Origin of the sequence: Pseudomonas sp. IzPS59, from assembly GCF_014863505.1 — a bacterium.
GTDB lineage: Bacteria > Pseudomonadota > Gammaproteobacteria > Pseudomonadales > Pseudomonadaceae > Aquipseudomonas > Aquipseudomonas kribbensis.
The window spans coordinates 4,816,396-4,841,522 of the sequence record NZ_CP062251.1; the positions used below are offsets into that span (position 1 = coordinate 4,816,396).

24 protein-coding genes are annotated in these 25,127 nt (G+C 60.6%); 6 read left to right on the forward strand and 18 right to left on the reverse strand.

Annotated features, from left to right (window positions below; translation table 11 throughout):
* Positions 1 to 2 precede the first annotated feature (2 nt).
* Positions 3 to 953 carry a YihY/virulence factor BrkB family protein gene (locus IF189_RS21630; protein WP_192552241.1) on the reverse strand — a complete coding sequence of 317 codons (951 nt, stop codon included), beginning with the start codon at positions 951 to 953 and terminating at the stop codon, positions 3 to 5.
* 176 nt (positions 954 to 1,129) lie between these two features.
* The gene (locus IF189_RS21635; RefSeq protein WP_114885023.1) at positions 1,130 to 1,321 is read right to left on the reverse strand and encodes a CsbD family protein; all 192 of its coding nucleotides are present in this window, start codon (positions 1,319 to 1,321) and stop codon (positions 1,130 to 1,132) included.
* 198 nt (positions 1,322 to 1,519) lie between these two features.
* Between IF189_RS21635 and IF189_RS21640 the strand changes: the two genes are divergently transcribed.
* Positions 1,520 to 1,897, forward strand: a complete 378-nt coding sequence (locus IF189_RS21640) for a hypothetical protein (protein ID WP_007951149.1) — start codon at positions 1,520 to 1,522, stop codon at positions 1,895 to 1,897.
* Positions 1,898 to 1,945: 48 nt separating this feature from the next.
* Here the strand turns inward: IF189_RS21640 and fadD1 are convergent, their stop codons facing one another.
* Together fadD1 and fadD2 are read right to left on the reverse strand one after the other, a co-directional pair.
* On the reverse strand, positions 1,946 to 3,643 hold the full coding sequence (gene fadD1 / locus IF189_RS21645; protein WP_114885024.1) for a long-chain-fatty-acid--CoA ligase FadD1: 1,698 nt from the start codon (positions 3,641 to 3,643) through the stop codon (positions 1,946 to 1,948).
* Positions 3,644 to 4,000: 357 nt separating this feature from the next.
* Positions 4,001 to 5,689 (reverse strand): long-chain-fatty-acid--CoA ligase FadD2, encoded by a 1,689-nt coding sequence (fadD2, locus tag IF189_RS21650; RefSeq protein WP_114885026.1) that lies wholly within the window; start codon positions 5,687 to 5,689, stop codon positions 4,001 to 4,003.
* A gap of 248 nt (positions 5,690 to 5,937) precedes the next feature.
* Here fadD2 and IF189_RS21655 point away from each other — a divergent pair, with 248 nt between their 5' ends.
* Together IF189_RS21655 and IF189_RS21660 are read left to right on the forward strand one after the other, a co-directional pair.
* Positions 5,938 to 6,882 carry an alpha/beta hydrolase gene (locus tag IF189_RS21655; RefSeq protein ID WP_192552242.1) on the forward strand — a complete coding sequence of 315 codons (945 nt, stop codon included), beginning with the start codon at positions 5,938 to 5,940 and terminating at the stop codon, positions 6,880 to 6,882.
* A 42-nt stretch (positions 6,883 to 6,924) separates the two neighbouring features.
* Entirely contained in the window at positions 6,925 to 7,395 is a 471-nt protein-coding gene (locus IF189_RS21660; protein ID WP_003227420.1) for a MaoC family dehydratase, read from the forward strand.
* Between the two features lie 57 nt (positions 7,396 to 7,452).
* On the opposite strand, the gene IF189_RS21665 is transcribed toward IF189_RS21660, so the two are convergent.
* Positions 7,453 to 7,920: a ferritin-like domain-containing protein gene (locus tag IF189_RS21665; RefSeq protein ID WP_085709662.1), complete on the reverse strand. Its 468-nt coding sequence runs from the start codon at positions 7,918 to 7,920 to the stop codon at positions 7,453 to 7,455.
* Between the two features lie 204 nt (positions 7,921 to 8,124).
* On the opposite strand from IF189_RS21665, the gene IF189_RS21670 reads away from it, so the two are divergent.
* Positions 8,125 to 8,361 (forward strand): DUF3820 family protein, encoded by a 237-nt coding sequence (locus IF189_RS21670; RefSeq protein ID WP_003213031.1) that lies wholly within the window; start codon positions 8,125 to 8,127, stop codon positions 8,359 to 8,361.
* 24 nt (positions 8,362 to 8,385) lie between these two features.
* Positions 8,386 to 9,567, forward strand: a complete 1,182-nt coding sequence (locus IF189_RS21675; protein ID WP_134827867.1) for an aminotransferase class V-fold PLP-dependent enzyme — start codon at positions 8,386 to 8,388, stop codon at positions 9,565 to 9,567.
* Here IF189_RS21675 and IF189_RS21680 read toward each other — a convergent pair.
* The 4 genes from IF189_RS21680 to zwf form a co-directional block, all read right to left on the reverse strand.
* Complete coding sequence (locus IF189_RS21680; RefSeq protein ID WP_134827868.1) at positions 9,564 to 10,280, reverse strand: intradiol ring-cleavage dioxygenase; 717 nt, start codon at positions 10,278 to 10,280, stop codon at positions 9,564 to 9,566. The two genes, IF189_RS21675 and IF189_RS21680, sit on opposite strands and share 4 nt — an antisense overlap.
* A 187-nt stretch (positions 10,281 to 10,467) precedes the next feature.
* Positions 10,468 to 11,133 (reverse strand): bifunctional 4-hydroxy-2-oxoglutarate aldolase/2-dehydro-3-deoxy-phosphogluconate aldolase, encoded by a 666-nt coding sequence (locus IF189_RS21685; RefSeq protein ID WP_011335602.1) that lies wholly within the window; start codon positions 11,131 to 11,133, stop codon positions 10,468 to 10,470.
* Between the two features lie 17 nt (positions 11,134 to 11,150).
* Positions 11,151 to 11,864: a 6-phosphogluconolactonase gene (pgl, locus tag IF189_RS21690; protein WP_134827869.1), complete on the reverse strand. Its 714-nt coding sequence runs from the start codon at positions 11,862 to 11,864 to the stop codon at positions 11,151 to 11,153.
* A complete protein-coding gene (gene zwf, locus IF189_RS21695) occupies positions 11,851 to 13,317 on the reverse strand; it encodes a glucose-6-phosphate dehydrogenase (protein ID WP_114885036.1) in 1,467 nt (488 codons plus the stop codon). The genes pgl and zwf overlap by 14 nt, the downstream gene beginning before the upstream one ends.
* Before the next feature lie 226 nt (positions 13,318 to 13,543).
* On the opposite strand from zwf, the gene IF189_RS21700 reads away from it, so the two are divergent.
* A complete protein-coding gene (locus IF189_RS21700) occupies positions 13,544 to 14,404 on the forward strand; it encodes a MurR/RpiR family transcriptional regulator (protein ID WP_169842436.1) in 861 nt (286 codons plus the stop codon).
* Between the two features lie 209 nt (positions 14,405 to 14,613).
* On the opposite strand, the gene IF189_RS21705 is transcribed toward IF189_RS21700, so the two are convergent.
* The 9 genes from IF189_RS21705 to IF189_RS21745 all read right to left on the reverse strand — a co-directional run bounded on the left by IF189_RS21705 (position 14,614) and on the right by IF189_RS21745 (position 25,069).
* Entirely contained in the window at positions 14,614 to 15,468 is an 855-nt protein-coding gene (locus IF189_RS21705) for a D-hexose-6-phosphate mutarotase (RefSeq protein WP_134827870.1), read from the reverse strand.
* Between the two features lie 116 nt (positions 15,469 to 15,584).
* Complete coding sequence (locus IF189_RS21710; protein ID WP_085709656.1) at positions 15,585 to 16,934, reverse strand: carbohydrate porin; 1,350 nt, start codon at positions 16,932 to 16,934, stop codon at positions 15,585 to 15,587.
* Between the two features lie 95 nt (positions 16,935 to 17,029).
* Positions 17,030 to 18,190, reverse strand: a complete 1,161-nt coding sequence (locus IF189_RS21715; RefSeq protein ID WP_085709655.1) for an ABC transporter ATP-binding protein — start codon at positions 18,188 to 18,190, stop codon at positions 17,030 to 17,032.
* A gap of 2 nt (positions 18,191 to 18,192) precedes the next feature.
* Positions 18,193 to 19,038 carry a carbohydrate ABC transporter permease gene (locus tag IF189_RS21720; RefSeq protein WP_085709654.1) on the reverse strand — a complete coding sequence of 282 codons (846 nt, stop codon included), beginning with the start codon at positions 19,036 to 19,038 and terminating at the stop codon, positions 18,193 to 18,195.
* On the reverse strand, positions 19,031 to 19,939 hold the full coding sequence (locus IF189_RS21725) for a carbohydrate ABC transporter permease (RefSeq protein WP_085709653.1): 909 nt from the start codon (positions 19,937 to 19,939) through the stop codon (positions 19,031 to 19,033). The genes IF189_RS21720 and IF189_RS21725 overlap by 8 nt, the downstream gene beginning before the upstream one ends.
* Positions 19,940 to 20,032: 93 nt before the next feature.
* Complete coding sequence (locus IF189_RS21730; protein WP_192552243.1) at positions 20,033 to 21,334, reverse strand: ABC transporter substrate-binding protein; 1,302 nt, start codon at positions 21,332 to 21,334, stop codon at positions 20,033 to 20,035.
* Positions 21,335 to 21,452: 118 nt separating this feature from the next.
* On the reverse strand, positions 21,453 to 22,712 hold the full coding sequence (locus IF189_RS21735; RefSeq protein ID WP_192552244.1) for an AGE family epimerase/isomerase: 1,260 nt from the start codon (positions 22,710 to 22,712) through the stop codon (positions 21,453 to 21,455).
* 166 nt (positions 22,713 to 22,878) lie between these two features.
* The gene (locus IF189_RS21740; RefSeq protein ID WP_162803532.1) at positions 22,879 to 24,306 is read right to left on the reverse strand and encodes an ATP-binding protein; all 1,428 of its coding nucleotides are present in this window, start codon (positions 24,304 to 24,306) and stop codon (positions 22,879 to 22,881) included.
* Positions 24,307 to 24,337: 31 nt separating this feature from the next.
* The gene (locus IF189_RS21745) at positions 24,338 to 25,069 is read right to left on the reverse strand and encodes a response regulator (protein WP_192552245.1); all 732 of its coding nucleotides are present in this window, start codon (positions 25,067 to 25,069) and stop codon (positions 24,338 to 24,340) included.
* Positions 25,070 to 25,127: the final 58 nt, after the last annotated feature.

Consider the following 25,127-nt stretch of genomic DNA (forward strand, 5'->3'; position numbering starts at 1 on the left):
GGTCAGGCTTCGTCTGTGTTCGGCTTGAGCGACTGATCGCGCCCCAGGCCGGAAACGTGTTGTTTGGGATGTTCATCGAGTTCGCCAGGGACTTTCTCGCCCGGGTCCTTGCCCTCGCTGGACATGTGTTCGATCACCGCATTCATCTCCGCCCCCAGCAACAGCACGGCGGCGGAAATATAGAAATACAGCAACAGCACGATGATTGCACCGATGCTGCCATACATGGCGTTGTAGTTGGCGAACGTCTTGACGTAGAACGCGAACCCCAGGGACGCGACGATCCACACCACCACCGCCAGCACCGAGCCCGGGGTGATGAATCGGAATTCCTGTTTGACGTCAGGCATCACGTAGTAGATCAACGCGACGGCGACCATCATCAGGATCACGATCACCGGCCAGCGAGCGATGGTCCATACGGTGACGATGAAGTCTTCCAGACCGACCTGCCCGGCGATCCAGCCCATCACCTGCGGCCCGAGCACCATCAGCGCGGCGGCGGCCAGCAGCATGCCGGCAATGCCGACGGTGTAGAAAATCGACAGCGGGAAGCGCTTCCAGATCGGCCGGCCCTCGACCACGTCGTAGGCGGCGTTCATCGCGCTCATCATCAGGCGCACACCGGCGGACGCGGTGTACAGGGCGATGACGATACCCACGGAAAGCAGGCCGCCCTTGGATTGCTGCAACTGGTCGATCACCGGGTTGACCTGTTCCAGCGCCTGGGGTGGCAACACCAGCTCCGATTGCAGGCGCAGCCAGGAAAAGAAGTCCGGCAGGTGCAGGAAACCGATCAGGGCAATCAGGAACAGAATGAACGGGAACAGCGAGAACAGCATCTGGTAGGCCAGTGCCGAGGCATAGGTCGACATCTCGTCTTCCATGAACTCGGTGACGGTACGCACGATGACCCGGTGCAGGGGCAGGCCTTTCATGTCGGGGAAAATCATTCGCGTCTCCTTTCGCCGCAAAACAGGTTGAAGTCGTGGCGACTCAGGGGCCGTTTTCTCTCATCAAAGTAGCCTACTTGGCGACTCTGAAACACTGTGATCCGTGACTGCATGTGAACGACACACAAAAACGGCCATCCTTGGATGGCCGCTTCGGTGTTTCGTTCAAGGCTGGATCAAGCCTTGTCGACGCCTTTCTTGATCGCGTCCTTGGCTTTGCCCACCGCTTGCTGGGCCTCGCCTTTCTTCTCTTGCAGTTTGCCTTCGGCTTGCAGTTTGGTGTTGTCGGTGGCTTTACCGATACCCTGTTTGACGTTGCCGACCGCTTCGTTGGCCATGCCTTTTACTTTATCGCCTGTGCTACTCATGGTGTTTCTCCTTGGTGCATTGAAGGGGAAAAGTCAGTACGTAACGATTGACTGGCCCGGTTTGCGCCAAGTTTCATTTATTTTCAGGGCTTCATTTCGTCGCGGCGTGCAGGTTGCGCTTTATGTTTGCGAGCATTGCCCCGAGAATGCCCACCATAAGGGCGCCAGGCGCCACAGAACCGATCCCGCAGGAATGTTATGAAACTCGATAAAAAGCAGGCCATCGCCCGTCGCAACCAGGAACTGGGCGGTGCCGTGCTCGGCACCAACAACTGCCACTTCGCCGAACTGAACCGCAACCGCAACATCTGGTGGTTCGATCTGCCGGTGTCGCGTCTGGCCATTGGTCAGTACGAGTGGATTCACCTGTTGATGCACACCCCGGCCACCGACGAGCTGCTGCACCTGAAAGTGCCGACCGTGTTTCTGCGCGAGAAACTCGAAGGCCTGGTGATCCGCAACGAAGGCAAGCGCAAGGCAGCCCTGAGCCTGGAACTGAGCGCCGACAAGGACTCGTACCTGCAGGACATGCGCCCGGCGGGGACCAATGTGAATTTTGCGCCGTTCCGTCAGTAAGCGATTCCTGCTTCAACAAAAAGCCCCGCATCTGCGGGGCTTTTTGTTTTACGCGGCGCTCTTGGCCTTGATCTTCTTCAGCTCTTCGTCACGCAGTTCACGGCGCAGGATCTTGCCGACGTTGGTGGTCGGCAGCGCATCGCGGAATTCCACCGAACGCGGCACCTTGTAGCCGGTGACGTTGGCGCGCATGTGCTCCATCACCGTTTCCTTGGTCAGCGTGACGCCTGGCTTGGCGACGATGAAGATCTTGATCGCCTCGCCCGATTTCTCGTCCGGAATACCGATGGCCGCGCACTGCAACACGCCCGGCAGGGTCGCCAGCACGTCTTCCAGTTCGTTCGGGTACACGTTGAAACCGGAGACCAGGATCATGTCTTTCTTGCGATCGACAATGCGCATGTAACCGTCCGGCTGGATCACCGCGATGTCGCCGGTTTTCAGCCAGCCTTCGCTGTCGAGCATCTCGTCGGTGGCTTCCTGACGCTGCCAGTAGCCTTTCATCACTTGCGGGCCCTTGACGCACAGCTCGCCGATTTCGCCCAGCGGCTGCTCGACACCGGCGTCGTCGATGACTTTGCACAGGGTCGACGGCACCGGAATGCCGATGGTGCCGATCTGGATGTTCTGGATCGGGTTGACCGTGGCCACCGGGCTGGTTTCGGTCATGCCGTAGCCTTCGCAGATCGGGCAACCGGTGACTGCTTTCCAGCGCTCGGCAGCGGCCAGTTGCAGGGCCATGCCGCCGGACAGGGTGACTTTCAGCGCCGAGAAATCCAGCTTGCGGAAACCTTCGTTGTTGCACAGGGCCACGAACAGCGTGTTGAGGCCGACGAAACCGCTGAACTTCCACTTCGACAGTTCCTTGACCATCGCCGGCAGGTCGCGCGGGTTGCTGATCAGGATGTTGTGGTTGCCGATCAGCATCATCGCCATGCAATGAAAGGTGAACGCATAGATGTGGTACAGCGGCAGCGGGGTGATCAGGATCTCGCAACCTTCATTGAGGTTGGAGCCCATCAGCGCCTTGCACTGCAGCATGTTGGCGACAAGGTTGCGATGGGTGAGCATCGCGCCCTTGGCCACGCCGGTGGTGCCGCCGGTGTATTGCAGCACCGCGACGTCGCCGCTGTTCGGGTTGGCTTCGGCGACCGGCTGGCCCTGGCCCTTGCTCAGCACGTCGTTGAACTTGACGGCTTTTGGCAGGTGATAGGCCGGAACCATTTTCTTCACGTACTTGATGACGCTGTTGATCAGCAGACGCTTGAGCGGCGGCAGCAGGTCGGCGACTTCCGTGACGATGACGTGTTTGACGCCGGTTTTCGGCACCACGGCTTCCGCCAGGTGCGCCATGTTCGCCAGGCACACCAGCGCCTTGGCACCGGAGTCATTGAACTGGTGTTCCATTTCCCGCGCGGTGTACAGCGGGTTGGTGTTGACCACGATCAGCCCGGCACGGATGGCACCGAAGACGGCGACCGGGTACTGCAACACGTTGGGCAGTTGCACGGCGATTCGATCACCGGGCTGCAAATCGGTATGCTGTTGCAGATAAGCGGCAAACGCACCGGACAATTCGTACAGTTCACCGTAGGTGATGGTCTTGCCCAGGTTGCTGAACGCCGGTTTGTCGGCGAAGCGTTGGCAGGATTGCTTCAACACTGCCTGAATATTCGGGTACTCGTCTGGATTGATGTCGGCAGCAATTCCAGCGGGGTACTTATCCTTCCAAAAGTCTTCGATCATGGAAGCCCACTCCTCAGCAACGCGAATTCAGCACCGCATTTGATGCGATTATTATTGGTGTTTGTTTTGTATTGGTGAATCTGGCTTTTTATCAGGCCGAGAAGTCACAAAGCGCGCCGAGAGTAGCAGCTTTGCCAAGGGTCGACCAGAGCCAAAAGTGGCCCGCATGGTCACTTTAATGACTCAAGAACTATTGGCAGTCATTTTAGAGCAAAAATCCTATAACACCCTGAAAGTCCCGAATTTCGGAGGCATACGCCTAAAAGCATCGCGGGCAAGCCCGCTCCCACAGGGAACTTTGTCGTCCTTGTTGGAGCGGGCTTGCCCGCGAACGCGCGAAGCGCGGCCATTCACCGATCAGGCGATATCGCGCAGCTCCCGCCGCAGGATCTTCCCGACAGGCGTCATCGGCAACGACTCACGCAGCACGATGTGTTTCGGCACCTTGTACGCCGTGAAATTCTCTTTGCAGTAAGCCTTCAGCTCTTCCAGGCTGACCCCGGTTTCCCGCGCCACCACAAACAGCTTCACCGCTTCCCCGGAACGCTCGTCCGGCACACCGATCACCGCACAGTTGGCGACTTTCGGATGGGCCATCACCACGTCTTCGATTTCGTTCGGGTACACGTTGAAACCGGAGACGATGATCATGTCTTTCTTGCGGTCGACGATGCGCACAAAACCGTCCGGGTCGATCACCGCAATGTCGCCGGACTTGAACCAGCCCTCGGCATCCAGCACCTCGGCGGTGGCCTCGGGTTTCTGCCAGTAGCCCTTCATGATCTGCGGGCCCTTGATGCACAGTTCGCCGCGCTCGCCCAAAGGTTGTTCGACGCCGTCGTCATTGATGACTTTCAAGCGGGTGCCCGGCACCGGCAGGCCCACCGTACCGATCCGCGACAGCTCGCCGTAAGGGTTGGTGCAGGCCACCGGCGAGGTTTCGGTCAGGCCGTAACCTTCGGTGATGCGGCAACCGGTGAGTTGCTCCCAGCGCTCGGCAGTGGCCTTGACCAGCGCAGTGCCGCCGGAGTTGGTGAGTTTGAGCGTGGAGAAATCCAGGGTCTTGAAGTCCGGATGATCCATCAGCGCGACGAACAGGGTGTTGAGCCCCAGCAATGCCGAGAACTTCCAGTTCTTCAGCTCCTTGATGAAGCCGCCGATGTCCCGCGGATTGGTGATCAGCACGTTGTGGTTGCCGGACACCATCATGCACATGCAATTCGCGGTGAAGGCATAGATATGGTACAGCGGCAGCGGCGCGATCATCACTTCCTGGCCTTCGCGCAACAACGGCTGACCGTCGCTGCCGAACTGGCCGAGACAGGCGCGCACCTGCTGCATGTTGGCCACCAGATTGCCGTGGGTGAGCATCGCCCCCTTGGCCAGGCCGGTGGTGCCGCCGGTGTATTGCAGCACGGCGATATCGTCCAGGCCGACCTTCAACGGCTTGATGCCCAGGCCCCGGCCCATGCGCAACGCGCTCTTGAAGGAAATCGCCTGGGGCAGCGAATACGCCGGGACCATTTTCTTCACTTTGCTGACCACGGTGTTGACCAGCCAGCCCTTGGCGGTGGGCATCAGGTCGCCCATCTTCGCTTCGATCAGGTACTGGATGTCGGTGTCCGGCAGCACTTCCTGGACTTTCTGGCCGAACATGTTCAGATACACCAGCGCCCGGGCACCGGAGTCCTTGAACTGGTGACGCATCTCTCGCGCGGTGTACAGCGGGTTGGTGTTGACCACGATCAGCCCGGCGCGCAGGGCACCGAACACGGCAATCGGATAATGCAGGACGTTGGGCATCTGCACCGCGATGCGATCCCCCGGCGCCAGATCGGTGTGGGCTTGCAGGTAACCGGCAAACGCGGCGCTCTGGCGCTCGAGTTCGGCGTAGGTCAGGGTCACGCCCATGTTGCTGAACGCCGGGCGGTCAGCGAATTTCTTGCAGGAACGCTCGAACACCTCGATCACCGACTTGAATTCATTCGCGTCGATGTCCAGGGGTACGCCCGCCGGGCGTTTGTCATTCCAGAAATCAGGTTGCATTGTTCTTGTCCTCTTTACCTGAGCCGATCCGGGGCCGCTTCGCTGTCATTTTTTTCTATCCCTGAAAAAGCCGAGAGCAAAAAGCGGGGCTTCACGGACACTAGCAGCTATGGTCATTCAGGCAAATATGGGCAGCGTCCTCATTGATCGTGTGAATCTTCCTGCCGTGGCGTGAGCTGATCGGACGCGCTATACAATGCAATCTCTGCAATCCCCTGCAACAAAAGCATGCCGCAAAAGGAATCGCCATGATCCACGACACTTTCTGGCTGGACGCGAGTGACCGCAGTCGCCTCTTCGTCAACCAGTGGCTGCCGAACGCGCCGCTGAAGGCGGTGATTCTGCTGGCCCACGGCATGGCCGAGCACAGCGCCCGGTATGCGCGACTGGCCGAATCGTTCTGCGCCGAAGGCTACGGTGTATATGCGCCCGATCAGCGCGGCCATGGCAAAACTGCCGATCATGGGACGCTCGGGCATTTCGCCGACGACGATGGCTGGTGCAAGGTGGTCGGTGATCTCGCGAGCCTCAACCAGCACATCGGCCAGCGCCATCCCGGCGTGCCGATCGTGCTGCTCGGCCACAGCATGGGCAGCTACATTGCCCAGGCTTATCTGCTGCATCACAGCGCGAGCCTGCACGGGGCGATTCTCAGCGGCTCGAATTTCCAGCCCGTTGCGCTGTACCGCGCAGCCCGGCAGATCGCCCGGTTCGAAAAGCTGCGCCAGGGCGCCAAAGGTCGCAGCGCGCTGATCGAATGGCTGTCGTTCGGCTCGTTCAACAACAAATTCAAACCGGCACGCACCGCGTTTGACTGGCTGAGTCGCGATCCGGCCGAAGTCGACAAGTACGCCAGCGATCCGCTGTGCGGCTTTCGCTGCACCAACCAGCTATGGATCGACCTGCTCGGCGGGTTGCAGCAAATCAGCAAAGCGTCCAATCTCGCCCAGATCGACCCGGGCCTGCCGCTGCTGGTGATTGGCGGCGAATGTGATCCGGTGAGTGAAGGCAAGCGTCTGACTGATCTGGCCAATGCCTTGCGCTCGGCCGGCAGCCAAAACCTGCAACTGAAGATCTACCCGCAGGCGCGCCACGAATTGTTCAACGAGACCAACCGCGACGAAGTGACCGCCGATGTGCTGGCCTGGATCGACCAGGCGCTGAGCCATCCCCGTCCGCACCGCAGCGAATAATTTTTTGTGGATTCATTTAATCCGTCACAGGAACCGATACCGATGACCCAGGTTACCAACATCCCTTACGAAGCCCTCGAAGTCGGCCAGACCGCCAGCTACAGCAAGACCGTCGAGGAGCGCGACATTCAGCTGTTCGCCGCGATGTCCGGCGATCACAACCCGGTGCACCTGGACGCCGAGTTCGCCGCCGCCAGCATGTTCAAGGAACGCATCGCCCACGGCATGTTCAGCGGCGCGCTGATCAGCGCCGCGGTGGCGTGCGAGCTGCCTGGGCCGGGCACCATTTATATCGGTCAGCAGATGAGTTTTCAGAAGCCGGTGAAGATCGGCGACACCCTGACCGTGCGCCTGGAAATCCTCGAGAAACTGCCGAAGTTCCGCGTGCGTATTGCCACTCGCGTATTCAACCAGCGCGATGAATTGGTGGTGGACGGTGAAGCCGAGATTCTGGCTCCACGTAAACAACAGACCGTTACCCTGCCGACCTTGCCGGCCATCAGCATCGGCTGATTGTCCTCGACATAAAAAACGCCAGACTAGCTGGCGTTTTTTGTGGACGTTGATCGCTTACGAGCGGGCACGCGCCTGATTGCGCAGCGCTTTCACTTGATCATGATTGCGTTGCACGCCGTGATACTGGCGCTCGACCAGATCACGGATGCCGACCAGATTGTGCTTGTTGATCTTCTCGATCGCTTCACGATAGGCCTTCAGGGCGTGGTCTTCGCCGCGCTCGGCTTCGTTGAGCACTGCCTCTTCGTCCTTACCGGTGAACATGGCTTTGACGTCGACCCAGCGACGATGCAGGTCACCGCTGACGCTGGTGGAGGTTTCCGGATCGCCGCCCATCGAACGCACGGTCGCCTGCAACTCGGCAGCGGCGGTAGCGCAGTCGGCGGAGCGTTTCACGAACAGGGTTTTCAGCTCTGGGTGCTTGATGTCTTCAGCGCAGGTCTTGAACCCTTCCTGACCGTCCTTGCTGGTTTCGATCAGGTCGTTGAGGACGGAGATGGCTTCTTTATTCATGTCAGTCATTTTTCAATTCCTTGTGTTGGTGAAAGATGCAAGGAGTGTTGCAGTGGTCGTGCCAGCTTCTACCAAAGAATTTAATTGTTATTTTTCAACAACTTACAAACAAAGCAAAAATCTGTATGCCTGTTATTTGCATGATCTGTCATTTGGCCTGCATGCAGAATGCCTGTATTTTCCAGACTGTTACGAACTCAGACGACCCTTGCGATGAACCCCGAAAAACTCGAACTGCTGATCACCCGCGAAATGCCCTTCGGCAAGTACAAGGGCCGGATCATTGCCGACCTCCCCGGCCCGTACCTGAACTGGTTCGCCCGGGAAGGTTTCCCCCACGGCGAACTCGGCGGCCTGCTGGCGCTGATGCAGGAAATCGATCATAACGGCCTGTCGGAGCTGCTTGAACCGCTGCGCGCCAAACATGGCAAACCCGCCCCGCGCCACTGAGGCGCATCCTGATCCGAGTCGACCATGCCCGATAACACCCGCCGCGCCCGAGACGAAGCCTTCTGGCAAACCTTCGCCGACCGTTACGACCGCCATCCCGGCCCCGTGAACCTGGAAAACGGCTACTTCGGACGCATGTCGCGCACCGTGGTCGAGGACTATCAGCGCCATATCGAACAGATCAACAACAGCAACTCGATCTATGTGCGCCAACGCTTCGAACAGCACGACAGTCTCGACATCCGCGCGCAACTGGCCGAGATGATCGGCGTCCGTGCACAAAGCATCGCCTTCACCCACAACGCCACTGCCGGCCTGCAGTCGCTGATCCGCAACTACAACCGTCTCGAACCTGGCGATCAGGTGCTGATCTGCGATCTGGAATACGACACGGTCAAGGGCGCCATGCGCTGGCTGGCCCGCCATCGCGGGGTCGAGGTGATCGAGATCGAACACACGCACCCGGCCAGCTTCGACAGCCTGCTGGCGACTTATCGTGAAGCGTTCATTCGCCATCCGAAGCTCAAGCTGATGGCGCTGACCCACGTCACCCACCGCACCGGACTGGTGATGCCGGTGCAAGCCATCGCTGCACTGGCCAAGGAGCACGGCGTCGATATCATCCTCGACGGCGCCCACGCCCTCGGCCAGATGGAGTTCGATCTGGAAGCGCTGGGCATCGCCTTCGCCGGATACAACCTGCACAAATGGATCGGTTCGCCGCTAACCTTGGGCTTTTTGTATATCGCTCCGCAGCGCCTGGCCGACATCGACCCGGACATGGGCGAGATGCATTTCCCGCTCAACGACATTCGCTCACGCACGCCCTACAGCACGCCGAACATTCCGGCGCTGATGACCCTGCCGCTGGTGTTCGAGGAACACCGTGCGCTCGGTGGCGCGGCGGCCAAGGGTGCACGGGTGAACTACCTGCGCAACCTGTGGGTCAGCGCCGTGCGCAACCTGCCGGGCATCGAGGTCACGACCCCGGACGATCCGCGTCTGTATTGCGGCATCACCTCGATGCGCTTTACCCGGCATGCCGACCAGCAGGCGATGGTCGAACGCCTGCTCAACGACTACAACCTGTTCACCGTGGTGCGCAACGGCGCGGCCTGCGGGCCGTGCATCCGCATCACACCGTCGCTGACCACGACGGCGGCAGAGATTCAGTCGCTGGTTCTGGCGCTGAATGAACTGCGTTAAACCGTGTACTTGTCGAAGTCCTCGGGCTTGATCTGCGACGACACCGCGAAGGTGTCGATGCCGATCGTGAGGTGGCCGAAGTAACCATCCTCGTGGGAGTCACGGCCAATCGGCCATACGGTCAGGGTCGAGGCTTCCCCGCCCATGTTGGCGTAATAGACATCGTTGGCATTGCACACCGGCTCCGAGCTGCGCCCCCGATAGGCCTTGGCGTTGAGCACACCGCGAGAAACCACTTCCGGAAAGTACAGCTGCCCGACCCAGGCCACATTGCGCTCATCGAGGTATTCGTTGCCGGCGACGATGCGCACCGCAACGTGAATGTGCAAGGCACGTCCGGCATAAAACCCCGGATAGATCGTGGTGAAACGCACCCTGCCCTTGTGATCGCTGAACTGGCCGCCACGCAGGTAAGTGTCATCGTCGGTTCGCGGGATCGAGCCGATGTCCTCGACGTCGACTTCCTGATCCGGGTTGACCCGGCTCCACCCGGAATAGGCACCACGTGCGTTGCAGTGCCAGATATCCACCAGTGCGCCGCTGACCGGTTCGGCGGTCATGGCATCGACGATGGTCAGGCGCAGCAGCAAAGGCAAGCCCTCGGCACCTTCGCTGATGTTGCGGCGCAACAGTTTGGGATTGCGAAAATAGGGTCCGGCGACTTGCTCGGGGGCCAGTTGATAAACCGATGGAGCTGAAGGCTGGTTGTCCATGAGGCGTTCTCTCTTCCATAAGATGAACGCAGGTTAACGCCACGAGCGAAGGCAGGTGCGGTAACTATGTATCTCCAGATAACGTATCGCGAGATAACGAAGGCTATTTCAGGCAAAAAAAAACGGTGCACCGACCAAGCGCACCGTTAAAGCCGTAGAACACACAACGAAGTGTCAGGTAAAGCGATCAGTCCAGCAGCGCCAGCGCCTCGGCGGTGCATTCCTGAATGCGGGCCCAGTCGCCGTTCTTGATCCACTCAGGATCAAGCATCCAGCTACCGCCCACGCACATGACGTTTTTCAGCGCCATGTAGCTCTTGATGTTGGCCGGGCCGACGCCGCCGGTCGGGCAGAATTTCACTTCGCCGAACGGGCCGCCAAGGGCCTTGATGGCTGCCACGCCGCCGCTGACTTCAGCGGGGAACAGCTTGAAGCGGCGATAACCCAGGCCATAGCCTTCCATGATGCCGGAGGCGTTGCTGATGCCTGGCAGCAGCGGGATCGGGCTTTCGACGCTGGCTTCCAGCAGGTCACGGGTGATGCCCGGGGTGACGATGAATTGCGAACCGGCCGCTTCGGCCGCAGCCAGCATGTTGCGGTCGAGCACGGTGCCGGCACCGGTCACCAGTTCCGGGCGCTGTTCGCGCAGGATCTGGATCGCCTTGAGGCCGAACTGCGAACGCAGGGTCACTTCCAGCGCGGTCAGACCACCGGCGGCCAGGGCGTCGGCCAGCGGCAGCACGTCCTGTTCACGGGCGATGGTGATCACCGGCAAGATCCGCGCCTTGGCGCAGAGGCTGTCGATCAGGGCAACTTTGTCCGCCATGGAAACGGTCGGGGATGGGGTTGTCATAGCGGCTGTTCCTTGGCTCATGGGCACCAGTAAATCTCTAACGTAGGTTGCAGAAACGCGCGAACCGGCATGGCGGCGACGTCGTTGGATGCCAGTGCGGCATTCAGGGTGGTCAGTTTCGACTGACCGGAAATCGACAGAATCTTGTGCTTCGCCGAAGCCAGCAGCGCCCGGCTCATGGTCAGGCGTTGACGCGGCACGCTCGGCGCCAGCATCGGCCAGCAACGACGGGTGCCATCGGCTTGCAGGGCTTCAGCCAGGTTCGGGCTGTCCGGGAACAGCGACGCGGTGTGACCGTCATCACCCATGCCCAGCACCAGCACGTCGATCGGCGGCAACTCGGCGAGCAACCGATCAGCCTGTTCCGCAGCCTGCTCGACGTTGGCCGCCGCGCTGTAGAGGCTGAGGAACTGCGCCTTGGCCGCCGGCCCCTTGAGCAGATACTGCTTGAGCAGGCCGGCATTGCTGTCGGCGTGCTCGACCGGCACCCAGCGCTCGTCGGCCAGGGTCACGACGACCTTCGACCAGTCCAGCTCCTGCTTGGCCAGGTGCTGGAAAAACGCCACCGGGCTGCGACCGCCGGACACCACCAGTACCGCGTTGCCGCGCGCCGCCAGTGCGTCGCTCAACTGCTTGGCGACATTCAGCGCCAGGCCTTCGGCGAGCAACACCGGGCTCTTGAACTCGTGGGCATTCACGCCCTCGGGCAGTTTCACATCAGATATCGCCATACCATGACCTCCCGTCCCGCGTGATCAATGCAATGGAGCTCATTGGCCCCCACGACCCGGCCGCATACGGCTTGGGCGCGTCACCGGATTTTTTCCACCCGGCGATCAACTGGTCACACCATTTCCACGCGGCTTCGATTTCATCTTTACGGACAAACAGGTTCTGATTGCCGTTCATCACTTCCAGCAACAACCGCTCGTAGGCGTCGGGGATCCGCGCGCTGCGCCAGGTGTCGGAGAAATTCAGTTGCAACGGGCCGCTGCGCAGCTGCATGCCCTTGTCCAGGCCTTGATCCTTGGTCATCACCCGCAGGGAAATGCCTTCGTCCGGCTGCAGGCGGATGATCAGTTTGTTGCTGATCTGCAGGCGCTGCTCCGGGGCGAAGATGTAGTGCGATGGTTCCTTGAAATGGATGACGATCTGCGACAGCTTCTGCGGCATGCGCTTGCCTGTACGCAGGTAGAACGGCACGCCGGCCCAGCGCCAGTTGCGGATGTCGGCACGCAGGGCGACGAAGGTTTCGGTGTCGCTCTGGGTGTTGGAATTCGGTTCTTCGAGGTAACCCGGTACGGATTTGCCTTCGCTGTGGCCGGCAATGTACTGGCCACGTACCACTTGAGTGGTCAGACCTTCCGGGCTGATCGGCGCCAGAGCCTTGAGCACTTTCACCTTTTCATCACGGATGCTGTCGGCGGACAGGTCGGCCGGCGGGTCCATGGCGATCAGGCAAAGCAGTTGCAGCAGGTGGTTCTGGATCATGTCGCGCAGCTGGCCGGCCTTGTCGAAATAGCCCCAGCGGCCTTCGATGCCGACCTTCTCGGCCACAGTGATTTCCACGTGGGAGATGTAATGCTGGTTCCACTGGGTTTCGAACAGGCTGTTGGCGAAACGCAGGGCGATCAGGTTCTGTACGGTCTCTTTGCCCAGGTAGTGATCGATGCGATAGGTGCGGTTCTCCGGGAAGAACTGCGCCACGGCGTCGTTGACCTTGCGCGAGGACTCGAGGTCCGAGCCGATCGGTTTTTCCAGCACCACGCGGGTGTTCTCAGCCAGACCGACTTTCGCCAGGTTCTCGCAGATCGCGCCGTACACCGCCGCCGGGGTGGCGAAGTAGGCAATCATGCGTTGTTTGGTGCCCGCCAGATCGGCCAGCGCCGCGTAATCTTCAGCCTTGAGGAAGTCGACGTGCAGGTAGGTCAGGCGCGCCAGGAAGCGCTCGGCCACGGCCTCGTCCAGTTCCTTGCCCACGTAGCGGCGCAGTTCGGCGGCAATGAATGCCATGTGCTGCTGCTCGGTGCCTTCTTCACGGGCCAGCGCGATAATACGCGTGTCCTCGTGCAGCAGGCCGGCGCCATCCAGGTGATAAAGGGCAGGAAACAGCTTGCGCAGGGCCAGATCGCCCAGGGCGCCGAACAAGGCGAAGGTGCACGGTTCTACCGTAATCGAAGGCATGATGTTTGTTCTTTTATCAAGTTAAGCTACAAATACCTTTTTTCAAGGCATCACTCAAGGGAAAATGTAGTAATAACCACAACATTTTCGCAAAATACAGATTCCGAGTGGTGGTCGGTCGGAGCCATCAGTAGGATAGGCCACCGTCACGGGCCACATCAAAGGCCCAATTTGCATAGCCGCGCGCTTATCGGCGCCGGTGAATCTAGGAATTCTTATGGACCGCGTGCGAAATTTACTGGAACAGATCCAGAGTCGCCTTGAAGAGCTGAACAAGGCCGAACGCAAAGTCGCCGAAGTGATCCTGCTCAACCCACAGCAGGCCACCCGCTTCAGCATCGCCGCCCTCGCCCAGGCCGCTTCGGTCAGTGAACCGACGGTCAACCGTTTCTGCCGTTCGTTCGGCGTCAGCGGCTACCCCGAACTCAAGCTGCAACTGGCCCAGAGCCTGGCCAGCGGCGCGGCTTACGTCAGCCGCGCGGTGGAAGCCGACGACAATCCCGAGGCCTACACCCAGAAGATTTTCGGCAGTGCCATCGCCTCGCTGGACAGCGCCTGCCAGGCGCTGGACCCGAACCTGATCAGCCGCGCCGTCGACCTGTTGATCCAGGCCCGGCAGATCCACTTCTTCGGCCTGGGTGCTTCGGCTCCGGTGGCACTGGATGCGCAGCACAAGTTCTTCCGCTTCAACCTGGCCGTCACCGCCCACGCCGATGTACTGATGCAACGCATGATTGCTTCAGTGGCGCACACCGGCGAGCTGTTCGTGATCATTTCCTACACCGGCCGCACCCGCGAACTGGTGGAAGTGGCGCGCATCGCCCGGGAGAACGGCGCTTCGGTACTGGGCCTGACCGCCGAGAACTCGCCACTGGCCAAGGCCAGCACCTTGAGCCTGAACATTCCGCTGCCGGAAGACACCGACATCTATATGCCGATGACCTCGCGGATCATTCAGTTGACGGTGCTGGATGTACTGGCGACGGGGATGACCTTGCGTCGTGGGGTGGATTTCCAGCCGCATTTGCGCAAGATCAAAGAGAGTTTGAATGCGAGCCGGTATCCGGTGGGTGACGAGTTCAACTGAAGATCAAAAGCCCCCTCACCCTAGCCCTCTCCCGGAGGGAGAGGGAACCGATTGGGGGGATATTGAAGAAATACGCCGACTTGAACGAAAACTGTTGAATCCATAATCGACGCGGTCATTCAGGTCGATATCAGACGCAGAACACCTCGGTCAGTCCCCTCTCCCCTTGGGAGAGGGTTAGGGTGAGGGCAGCGGAAGAACTGACTCACTCAAGCCCCCGCCCAAGCCTGCAAACTCAAATGCGCCTTCTCCCCCGGCGCCAGATGCAGGCTGTCGGTGCCCCCCGCCGCCGCTTCAACACAGACAAATTCCGAGATTTCATCCCAGGTCACGCCCAGCAACGGCCGCGCCCCCGGATGCCAGACCACCGTGTCCGCACTCTCGCCGGTATCGATGCACAGCTCGCGCTGCCAGGCGTGATCCTTGAGCTGTAATTCGCCGTCGTGCTGGAACACGCGCTGACAGCCACCATCGACCCGCAACTCGCCTTCCTGCTGACAGACTTCACGGTTCAACTGGTCGTAGCCCTGCGCCCCTTCGAGCCCAGACAGCGCTATCTCACTCACATCGCCAATACGCCAGTAAGCGTGCAAAGCCTGGCTCAACTGGCACGGCATGTCGTCCTGATGCTCGGTGCTCAGGCGTAATTCCATGCGTTCGCCGAGGTGCGCGTGCAGGTCCACCTGCCAGTCGCACAGCTGCAATTGCCAGTGCAGGCGCACGCCGTCGTCGGCGGTGCTGCTGTCGAGCAGTTTCCAGTCCAGCAATCGCGCCCAGCCATGGGACGGCCATGCGTTTTCGCTCGGATGGCGGCCATACCACGGCCAGCACACCGGAACACCACCACGGATCGCCCCGACATGCGGCCATTTCGCCGCGCACCACAACCACGGTTTTTGACCGCGCGGCTGGAAATGCAGCAACTGCGCACCCTGACGACTGAACACCGCCTGACACAGCGGATGGTCGATCACCAGCACATCGCGCATCTGATAGCGCTCCCAGGCGAACACCGGTCGTTCGCGCAAGGATTTGAAGAAGCGTTGCAGCGGATGCTCATGCATGGGCCACGGTTCCAGATTCAACTTTCATGGGCTGCGACACCCCTTTCCAAAAAAAAGCGGACAGCCTGGGCTGTCCGCAAATATGCGCACATAGAGAGGAGCTTATCGCAGACGCGTTAGAACGTAGACTGAATTTTCAGGCCAGCGACCAAAGCGTTGTCCACTTGATCCACGCCACCCGGGTGAGTGATGTATTGCAGGTTAGGACGCACGGTCAGCCAGTTGGTAACGTGGAAGCCGTAGTTGATCTCGTAGTTGTATTCGGTCTCGCGAATCGGCGAGAACACCGGATTGTCGTAGTCCGAAACACCGTTGGAAGCGTTCAGCAGCTCGGCGTTTTTCTTCACGTCGTCGTTGACGTGGATACGCGCCGCGCCGATACCGACGTCATCCTTCGGGCGGGCGTCGAACGGGCCTTTGTAGACAAACATCACCGACTGATAGTTGTCGATGAAGTTGGTGTCCTTGTCGTGGAACGTGGCGTTGGCCGCGATGTTCAGACCACGGGAAGCGTCGCCGTTGTGGCTGGTGAGTTGCTGTTGCGCAACGAACCAGTAGCCGTGCTTGCTGCTGTGGGTGCGGTAGGCATTGCCGGTGGTTGCAGCGTCGTTGCCGTTGATGTCTTCACGGACGTCTGCGGCATCAGCCGTGCTCTTGTAGTAACCGACGCGGTATTCGCCCGGCAGGCTGTTGACCTTCGGCGACCAGACCAGCTCGACCGGCAGCACGGTACCGGCGGTGCCGCTGCCGCTGAGCTTGAAGCCGTTGCCGTGTTCCAGCTGCGACGGGTTCTGGTTGTACGCACCGATCTGCGCGTAGAGCTCGTCGTTGATGTTGTACTTCACACGGATCGCGGCCTGGCTGACGGGCCAGTTGTACCAGATGTTGGTCGCCCAGTTACCGACCTGCGAGCCGCAGAACGCCAGGTTCTGGAATTCGCACGGGAAGGTGTTGAAGTCTTCGCCTTCACCGAAATAACCGGCCTTGACGTCGAGTTTGTTGTCGAAGAACTGGTGCTGAATCCACAGTTGGGTCAGACGCACCATGTGGCCACGACCGTAGACTTCCTGCGAGGAAGACAGGGTGCCGGCACGCGGGTCGCCAACGCGGTCGTTGGAAATGTTCTGACCGTTACGGTTGGTCAGCTGGATCTTGGCCTGAGTGTTGTCCCAGCCCCAGAGTTTTTGCAGGTCCAGCGCAACGCCCAGACCGAACTGGTCGCTGTAGCGGCCGGTCTTGTCGTCGTTGTAGCCGCCGTGCAGGTTGGCGCCCATTTCGCCAACGTAGTCAGCCTTGATGTCGATGCCTTGCTCGATCAGCTTGGTCCGCTCACCACCCCAGTCGCCCGTCATCCATTTGGAATCGGAGCTGAATGCATCGGCGGCCATGGCATTGCCGGCCATGACCAATGCGGCCGCGGCTGACACTTGGCAGATCAACCGGGCATTGACGTGTTTCTTTTTCATCCCTACATCCTCGTCTTTATTGTTATTAACTGTTTTTTTCCAACGCGGTTTACATCCCCTGCGGAAATGGGCGCGCCCACTCCCGCATTGATTTCTTACCGACCCTTGAACTGAGCGACATTGGCGCTGTGCGCTTCGGTCTTCGGCAGACCGGCAACGCCCAGGCGCTCGCCGCTCTTGGCGTCGAACAGCAGCACTTTCGACGGATCGAATTGCAGGGTCAGGGTCTCGCCCACCTGCGGCGCCACGTCCGGGGCCAGACGGCAGCAGACCTTGGTGTCGTTGAGGTTGACGAACACCAGGGTGTCCGGACCGGTCGGCTCGGTGACCTGCACTTCAGCCTTGATGCTCGGCAGGCCGTTGCCCTCGCCGTTGGCCAGCGCGATCTGCTCCGGACGCAGGCCGAGGATCACTTCGCGGTCTTCGAGACCGGCGTCCTGCATCGCCATCGGCAGCTCGCAACGGGCCTGGCCGCTGTCGAGCAGCGCCACCAGACGGCCGTCCTTGCGCTGCAGGCGCAGCGGGATGAAGTTCATCGGCGGCGAACCGATGAAGCTCGCCACGAACAGGTTGGCCGGGTCGTTGTAGATCTCTTTCGGCGTACCGAACTGCTGGATGATGCCGTCCTTCATCACCGCCACCTTGTCGCCCAGGGTCATCGCTTCGATCTGGTCGTGGGTCACGTAGACCGTGGTGGTTTTCAGGCGCTGGTGCATCAGTTTCATTTCGGTGCGCATCTCGACGCGCAGCTTGGCGTCGAGGTTGGACAGCGGTTCGTCGAACAGATAGATCTTCGGTCGGCGCGCCAGTGCACGGCCCATCGCCACGCGCTGTTGCTGGCCACCGGATAGCTGGCCCGGCTTGCGATTGAGCAGATGCTCGATCTGCAGCAGCTTGGCCACGCGGGCGACTTCTTCGTCGATGGCCGACTGGCTCATCTTGCGGATCTTCAGACCGAACTCGATGTTCTCGCGCACACTCATGGTCGGGTACAGCGCGTAGGACTGGAACACCATGGCGATGTCGCGATCTTTCGGGCTCATGCCGCTGACGTCCTGGTCGCCGATCATGATCGCGCCGCCGGTGATGGTCTCCAGGCCGGCGATGCAGTTCATCAGGGTCGACTTGCCGCAGCCCGACGGCCCGACAAGGATCAGGAACTCACCGTCCTTGATCGACAGTTCGATGTTCTTCAGGGTGTCCGGCAGGCCGGCACCGTAGGTCTTGTTTACATTGCGAAGTTCGAGCGTAGCCATGATTACCCCTTGACTGCGCCGGCCGTCAGCCCGCGCACGAAATACTTGCCTGCGACCACATAGACCAGCAGGGTCGGCAGCCCGGCGATCATCGCCGCCGCCATGTCCACGTTGTATTCCTTGGCCCCGGTGCTGGTGTTGACCAGGTTGTTCAGCGCCACCGTGATCGGTTGCGAATCACCGCTGGAGAACACCACGCCGAACAGGAAGTCGTTCCAGATCTGGGTGAACTGCCAGATCAGGCAGACCATGATGATCGGGGTGGACATCGGCAGGATGATCCGCCGGAAGATGGTGAAGAACCCCGCACCGTCCAGGCGTGCGGCCTTGATCAGCGCATCCGGAATGCTCACGTAGTAGTTACGGAAAAACAGCGTGGTGAACGCCAGGCCGTAGACCACGTGCACGAACACCAGGCCGGTGGTGGTGCTCGCCAGGCCCATCTTGCCGAGGGTGAACGACGCCGGCAGCAGCACGGTCTGGAACGGCAGGAAGCAGCCGAACAGCAACAGGCCGAAGAACAGCTGCGAACCCTTGAAGCGCCAGAACGACAGCACGTAGCCGTTCAACGCACCGATGGCGGTGGAGATGATCACGGCCGGAACGGTGATCTTGATCGAGTTCCAGAAGTAGCCGTCAACGGTGGCCCAGGCTTTCACCCAGCCGATGCCGCTGACCACGGTCGGCCAGCTCAGCAGGTTGCCGGTGGAGATATCTTCCGGGGTCTTGAAGCTGGTCAACAGCATGACCACCAGCGGCACCAGATACAGCAGGACCGCGAGGATCAGCACCGCGTAGATCGCGATGCGGCTCAGGCTGATGGCCGGTTTGGAGGCGAGACTAGTCATGACGCTTGGTCCTCAGCTCGGAGTACAGGTAAGGCACGATGATCGCGAGGATCGCACCGAGCATAAGAATCGCACTGGCCGAGCCCATGCCCATCTGCCCACGGCTGAACGTGAACGAGTACATGAACATCGCCGGCAGATCGGAGGAATAACCCGGGCCGCCGGCCGTCATGGCCGCTACCAGGTCGAAGCTCTTGATCGCGATGTGCGCGAGGATCATCACCGCACTGAAGAACACCGGACGCAGGCTTGGCAGCACCACTTTCCAGTAGATGCGCGGCATGCTCGCGCCGTCGATCTGGGCGGCGCGGATGATCGATTGATCAACGCCACGCAGACCGGCGAGGAACATCGCCATGATGAAGCCCGAAGCTTGCCAGACCGCCGCGATCACCAGGCAATACACCACGCGATCAGGGTCGATCAGCCAGTCGAGACGGAAGCCTTCCCAGCCCCAGTCCCGCAGCAATTTGTCCAGGCCCATGCCCGGGTTGAGCAGCCATTTCCACGCGGTACCGGTGACGATCATCGAGAGCGCCATCGGGTACAGGTAAATGGTGCGGATAAAGCCTTCGCGACGGATTTTCTGGTCGAGGAAAATCGCCAGGGTCACACCGATCACCAGAGTGATGGCGATGAACATGCCGCCGAACACGGCCAGGTTCTTGCTCGCCACCCACCAGCGATCGTTGTCGAACAGCCGCGCGTATTGCGCCAGGCCTGCCCACTTGTAGTTCGGCAGGAAGGTCGACGTGGTGAACGACAGGACAAACGTCCAGAGGATATAGCCATAGAAGCCCACCAGAACGATGAACATGCTCGGCGCCAGCACCAGTTTCGGTAGCCAGCGCTGCAATGCGTCGAACGGCGAGGCCTTGCTGAACACAGCAACAGAACTCATGGGAAGATCCAGTAAAAAAGATGAAGGACCACTGCAAGCTGCCAACCTCAAGCCGATGCGCGACTTGAAGCTGGCAGCTGCTCTACGCCGGTGTTACTTGGCAGCCTTGACGGCGGTGCCGAGTTTCTTCGCAGCGTCGGCCGGGTCGGCTTTCGGGTCGTTGATGAAGTTGGTCACGACATCGAAGAACGCACCCTGTACGGCCAGCGTAGTCGCCATGTTGTGCGCCATGCTCGGCTGCAGGCCGCCGGACTTGGCGTCTGCCAGGAAGTCCTTGGCAGCGGTCTGGGCGCAGGAATCGAAACCGTACTTGCCCATGTCGGCAAGCATGTCGTTACGCACCGGGATCGAGCCCTTGTTGATGCTGAAGACTTTCTGGAAGTTTTCACCCAGCACGACTTTGGCGATGTCCTGCTGACCGGCCGCGGTGCCCGCGTCCTTCTGCTTGAACACGGCCAGCGAGTCGATGTTGTAGGTGAACGCCTTGTCAGTGCCCGGGAAGGCTACGCACTCGTAATCCTTGCCGGCGACTTTCTTGGCGGCGGTCCATTCGGACTTGGCCCAGTCACCCATGATCTGCATGCCGGCCTTGCCGTTGATGACCTTGGCCGCTTCCAGGTTCCAGTCCTGGCCTTTGCCGTCGACGTCCATGTAGGTCGCGACTTTCTTCAGCTCGGTCAGGGCCTTGACCATTTCCGGACCGGTCAGGGCAGCGTTGTCCAGGTCGACCAGGGCCTTCTTGTAACCATCAACGCCCATTACCGACAGCACGACCGCTTCGAACACGGTGCTGTCCTGCCAAGGCTGACCGCCGTGGGCCAGCGGGATGAAGCCCGCAGCCTTCAGCTTGTCGCCAGCGGCGTAGAATTCTTCGAGGGTGGTCGGGGCTTTGGCGATACCGGCTTTCTTGAAGACTTCCGGGTTGATCCACAGCCAGTTCACACGGTGAATGTTCACCGGCACGGCCACGTAATCACCGTCGTACTTCACGGTATCGGAGACTTTCTTGTCGAGCAGGCTGTCCCACTTCTCGGACTCGGAAACGTCCTTCAGCACGTCGGTGTCGAGCAGACCGGTGGACGCCCAATCCTGGATGTCCGGGCCTTTGATCTGGGCCACGCCTGGCGGGTTGCCGGCGACCGCACGGCTTTTCAGCACGGTCATGGCAGTCGCACCGCCACCACCGGCGACAGCGCCGTCTTTCCAGGTGAAACCGTCTTTTTCCACTTGTGCCTTGAGCACATCGACAGCGGCTTTTTCGCCACCGGACGTCCACCAATGCACGACTTCCACCGAACCTTTGGATTCGGCAGCGGAAACACTCAGGGGCAGCACAGCGAGCGGGAACAGGGAGGCGACAGAAATGACAGTAGCGAGGCGAGAAATCGCATTCATCTGAGATGTACCTTTCTTGTTGTTATGCATGCAAGTCTGGTGCTTGCGCTGCACACGAGTTTAAACAGGACGTTTCCCCTCGCAGGTAACGAAGGGACGCGCAAATGTCACCGCATGGTTACACAGGAACGGGCCGGGACAACTGTGCCAGCGCAGTCGCCATGCTCGGCGCCAGCGGCAGACGCGGGATCAGTACCGCCTGCCAGGCGTGATACAGATCTGGTTTACCCGCCCAGATATCGGCACTTGGACGGTTCTGCGGATCGAGTTCGTGATGCCAGCTGCCGTCGCAGCGGTCGATGAAATTCGCTTCGCAGAATTCCCAGAATAGCCGGTACCAGGATTCGTACTGCGCATCGCCGGTGCGTTTAAGCAGGGCACTGGCGGCGGCACTGGCTTCGGCGTGGGTCCAGTGCAGGCGATGCCGCACCACGGCTTTGTTGTCCCAGTCGAGGGTGTAGACGATGCCCGGGGCGCCATCGACGTCCCAGCCATGACGGCAGTTGTTCTCGAACAGCTTTTGCGCATCAGTGGCCAGCCAGCCCGGCGTAAGCATACCGGCCTGGACCCGCGCCGCTTCGAGGTGCAGCAACAGGCGCGCCCACTCGAAACCGTGGCCCGGCGTGGTGCCGTACGGGCGGAAGCCGTCGGCAGGATTGTCTTGGTTGTATTCGCGCAGCGGCTGCCAGTTTCGGTCGAAATGCTCGATCACCAGATAGTCGTTGGCAGCGGCGTGACCGTGGATCACCCGCTCGACGATGCGCTGCGCCCGCACCAGCCAGCGCGGGTCTTCGGTGACATCGGCCAGCGCAAGGAACGCTTCGGTGGCGTGCATGTTGCTGTTGGCGCCGCGATAGGCTTCTTCTTCGCGCCAGTCACGGTTGAAGAATTCGCGCAGGGCGCCCTCTTCTTCGCTCCAGAAATACGTGTCGATGATGTCGATGGCGTCATCCAGCAACGCCTGCGCGCCGGGACGTTGGGCGACCACAGCGGAACTGGCCGCGAGGGCCACGAAAGCATGCAGATAAGCGTTCTTGCCGGTGTTGCCGTCGCGGTGTTCGGCGACGGCGAACCAGCCGCCATGCAGTGCATCGCGCAAGGGGCCGCGCAATGCCTGAATGCCGTGATCAACCAGCTCGGCGAAACCCGGCAGGCCCTGAATGTGGGCCATGGCGAAGCTGTGGGTCATGCGCGCGGTGTTCATGGTTTCGGCTTGCGCACCGGCCTGGAGCTGGCCGCGCTCATCGAGATTACCGAAGCCTTCGGGCAGTCGCGAAGCCTTGGCAAATGCCAGCAGGCGCAGGCCTTCGTCGGCGAGCCATTGCTGGTGGGCAGGGGCATTCAGCCAACTGCTGAAGCCCGGATTGAAGTGATCCATGGAAGGCCTTTTTTTGTTGTTATGACTGCGGGCAGTCTAAACAACGGGCCGGGGTTGGCTTGTAACGAAGGGGGCAGGTTTTGTCACCGAGTCGTGACAAAGAGCCAGCCCTCACCCCAGCCCTCTCCCTCCGGGAGAGGGCTGGGGTGAGGGAAACGCTTTTGACTTAATCAGCCGAACGAGGCAATTGCAGGGTCACGCGTAATCCGCCTTCACGCAAGTTCTGCAACGTCACCTCACCGCCATGGCTATGGGCAATGTTGCGGGCAATCCCCAACCCCAGCCCATACCCCTGCTGCTGCCCCGCCAGCCGAAAGTGCGGTTCGAACACCTGCTCCAGCCGCTGCTCCGGCACGCCCGGACCTTCGTCATCAACGTGCAGCACAAACGCACTCTCATCGTCATCGATATGCAGATGCGCGTTCTGCCCGTACTTCAACGCATTGTCGATCAGGTTGCCAATACAGCGCTTGAGCGCCAATGGTTTACCCGGATACGCCGCCAGCGCACGTCCCTGCTGGGTCACGCGGCCATTGCCGTTGGGCGCCAGATACGGTTCCACCAAACAGTCGAGCACATGGTTCAGATCCACCGGCTCGATGTTTTCGTGGATGTCGGTGTCTTTCACGCATTGCAGCGCGCCTTTGACCAGCAGCTCCAGCTCATCCAGATCGCGGCCGAACTTGGTTTGCAGCTGTTCGTCTTCCAGCAGTTCGACACGCAGTCGCAGACGGGTGATCGGCGTGCGCAGGTCATGGGAAATCGCGCTGAACAACTGGCTGCGTTCGGTCAGGTAACGGCTGATGCGTTCGCGCATGGTGTTGAACGCGCGGCCCACCTCGACCACTTCACTGCCACCACCCTCGGCCACCGGCTCGACGTCGGCGCCCAGCGACAAGTCCCGCGCCGCCCGCGCCAGACGCTTGAGCGGCCGGCTCTGCCAGTGCACCAGCAGACCGATGAACAGCAACAGAAAACCGCTGGTGAAGACGATGAACCAAACCTGCTGGGTCGGCAGGCCCTGCTCTTCAAGACTGGTGTAGGGTTCGGGCAACAGCGAGGCGATGTACAGCCATTCACCCGGCGCCAACTGGATCTGGGTCACCAGCACCGGCGGATTCACCGGCTCCAGGGTCAGCGCGTAATGCGCCCAGGAGCGTGGCAGCTCGTCGAGTTTCAACCCGGCGTTGAAGATCCGCAGGTCATCGGGGCTGACGAAAGTCACCAGAATGTCAGTGTCCTGGCCCAGAGACTGACGCAACACCTCATCCACCGCCTGAAGCACCGCCGCCTTGCGCGGCGTAACCGGCAACACTTCCATGCCCAGCGGTTTGTCATTCAGCGTTACCACAAATCGGGTGCCGCCCATGCTGCGCAACTGATCGAGCACCAACGGTCGGTAAGCCACCGGCAACGAGCGGAAATAACTGACGCTGGCGGTCATCGAATGGGCGAGGCTGCGGGCGCTGGTGACCAGGCCTTCGAGCTGGGTCGCGCGCAACTGGGAAACCCAGATCACGCTGGACAGCGTCTGGGCGAACAACACCGCGAGCAACGTCAGCAGCAACATCCGCCCAAGCAGCGAACGGGGCATCGGCACTTTGCGCGCGGTGTTGCGCAGGAACTCAGTGACCATTGCCGGCAACCACATTGGCTGCCAGTTGGTAGCCGCTGCCGCGCACGGTGCGGATCAGCCGTGGCGGCTTTTCGGTGTCGCGCAGACGCTGGCGCAAGCGGCTGACCGCCATGTCGACGATACGATCAAGAGGCATCAGATCGCGACCACGGGTGGCGTTGCCGATGGTGTCGCGGTCGAGGATTTCCTGGGGGTGATCGAGAAACAGCTTGAGCAAGGCGAAGTCGGCGCCGGACAGAATCACTTCCTCGCCGTCGGTGTGAAACAGCCGATGGCTGACCATGTCCAGCCGCCACTCATCGAAGGCTAGCACTTCGCTGCCACTGCGTTCCTGACCGAACTGGGCACGGCGCAGCAGGGCTTTGATTCGCGCTTGCAGTTCGCGGGGGCTGAAAGGTTTGCCGAGGTAGTCGTCGGCACCCAGCTCCAGACCGATCACCCGATCGGCCTCGTCGGAACTGGCGGTGAGCATGATGATCGGCACCTGGGCCTGACGCGGATGCTGGCGCACCCAGCGGCACAGGCTGAAGCCGTCTTCATCGGGCAGCATCACATCAAGGATCACCAGATCGCTCGGCGCCTCATTCAGCGCCTGGCGGAAACTGCCGCCGTCGGCCGTGGCCCGTACCTGAAAACCCGCACGGGTCAGGTAGGTTTCCAGCAACTCGCGTATCTCCTGGTCGTCATCGACCAACAAAATCGACTTGTTGACTGAACTCACTTCGAAGGCATCCTTGTTGTTGGAATTGGGCGGATTATGCCTGATGTGCCGAGGGTTC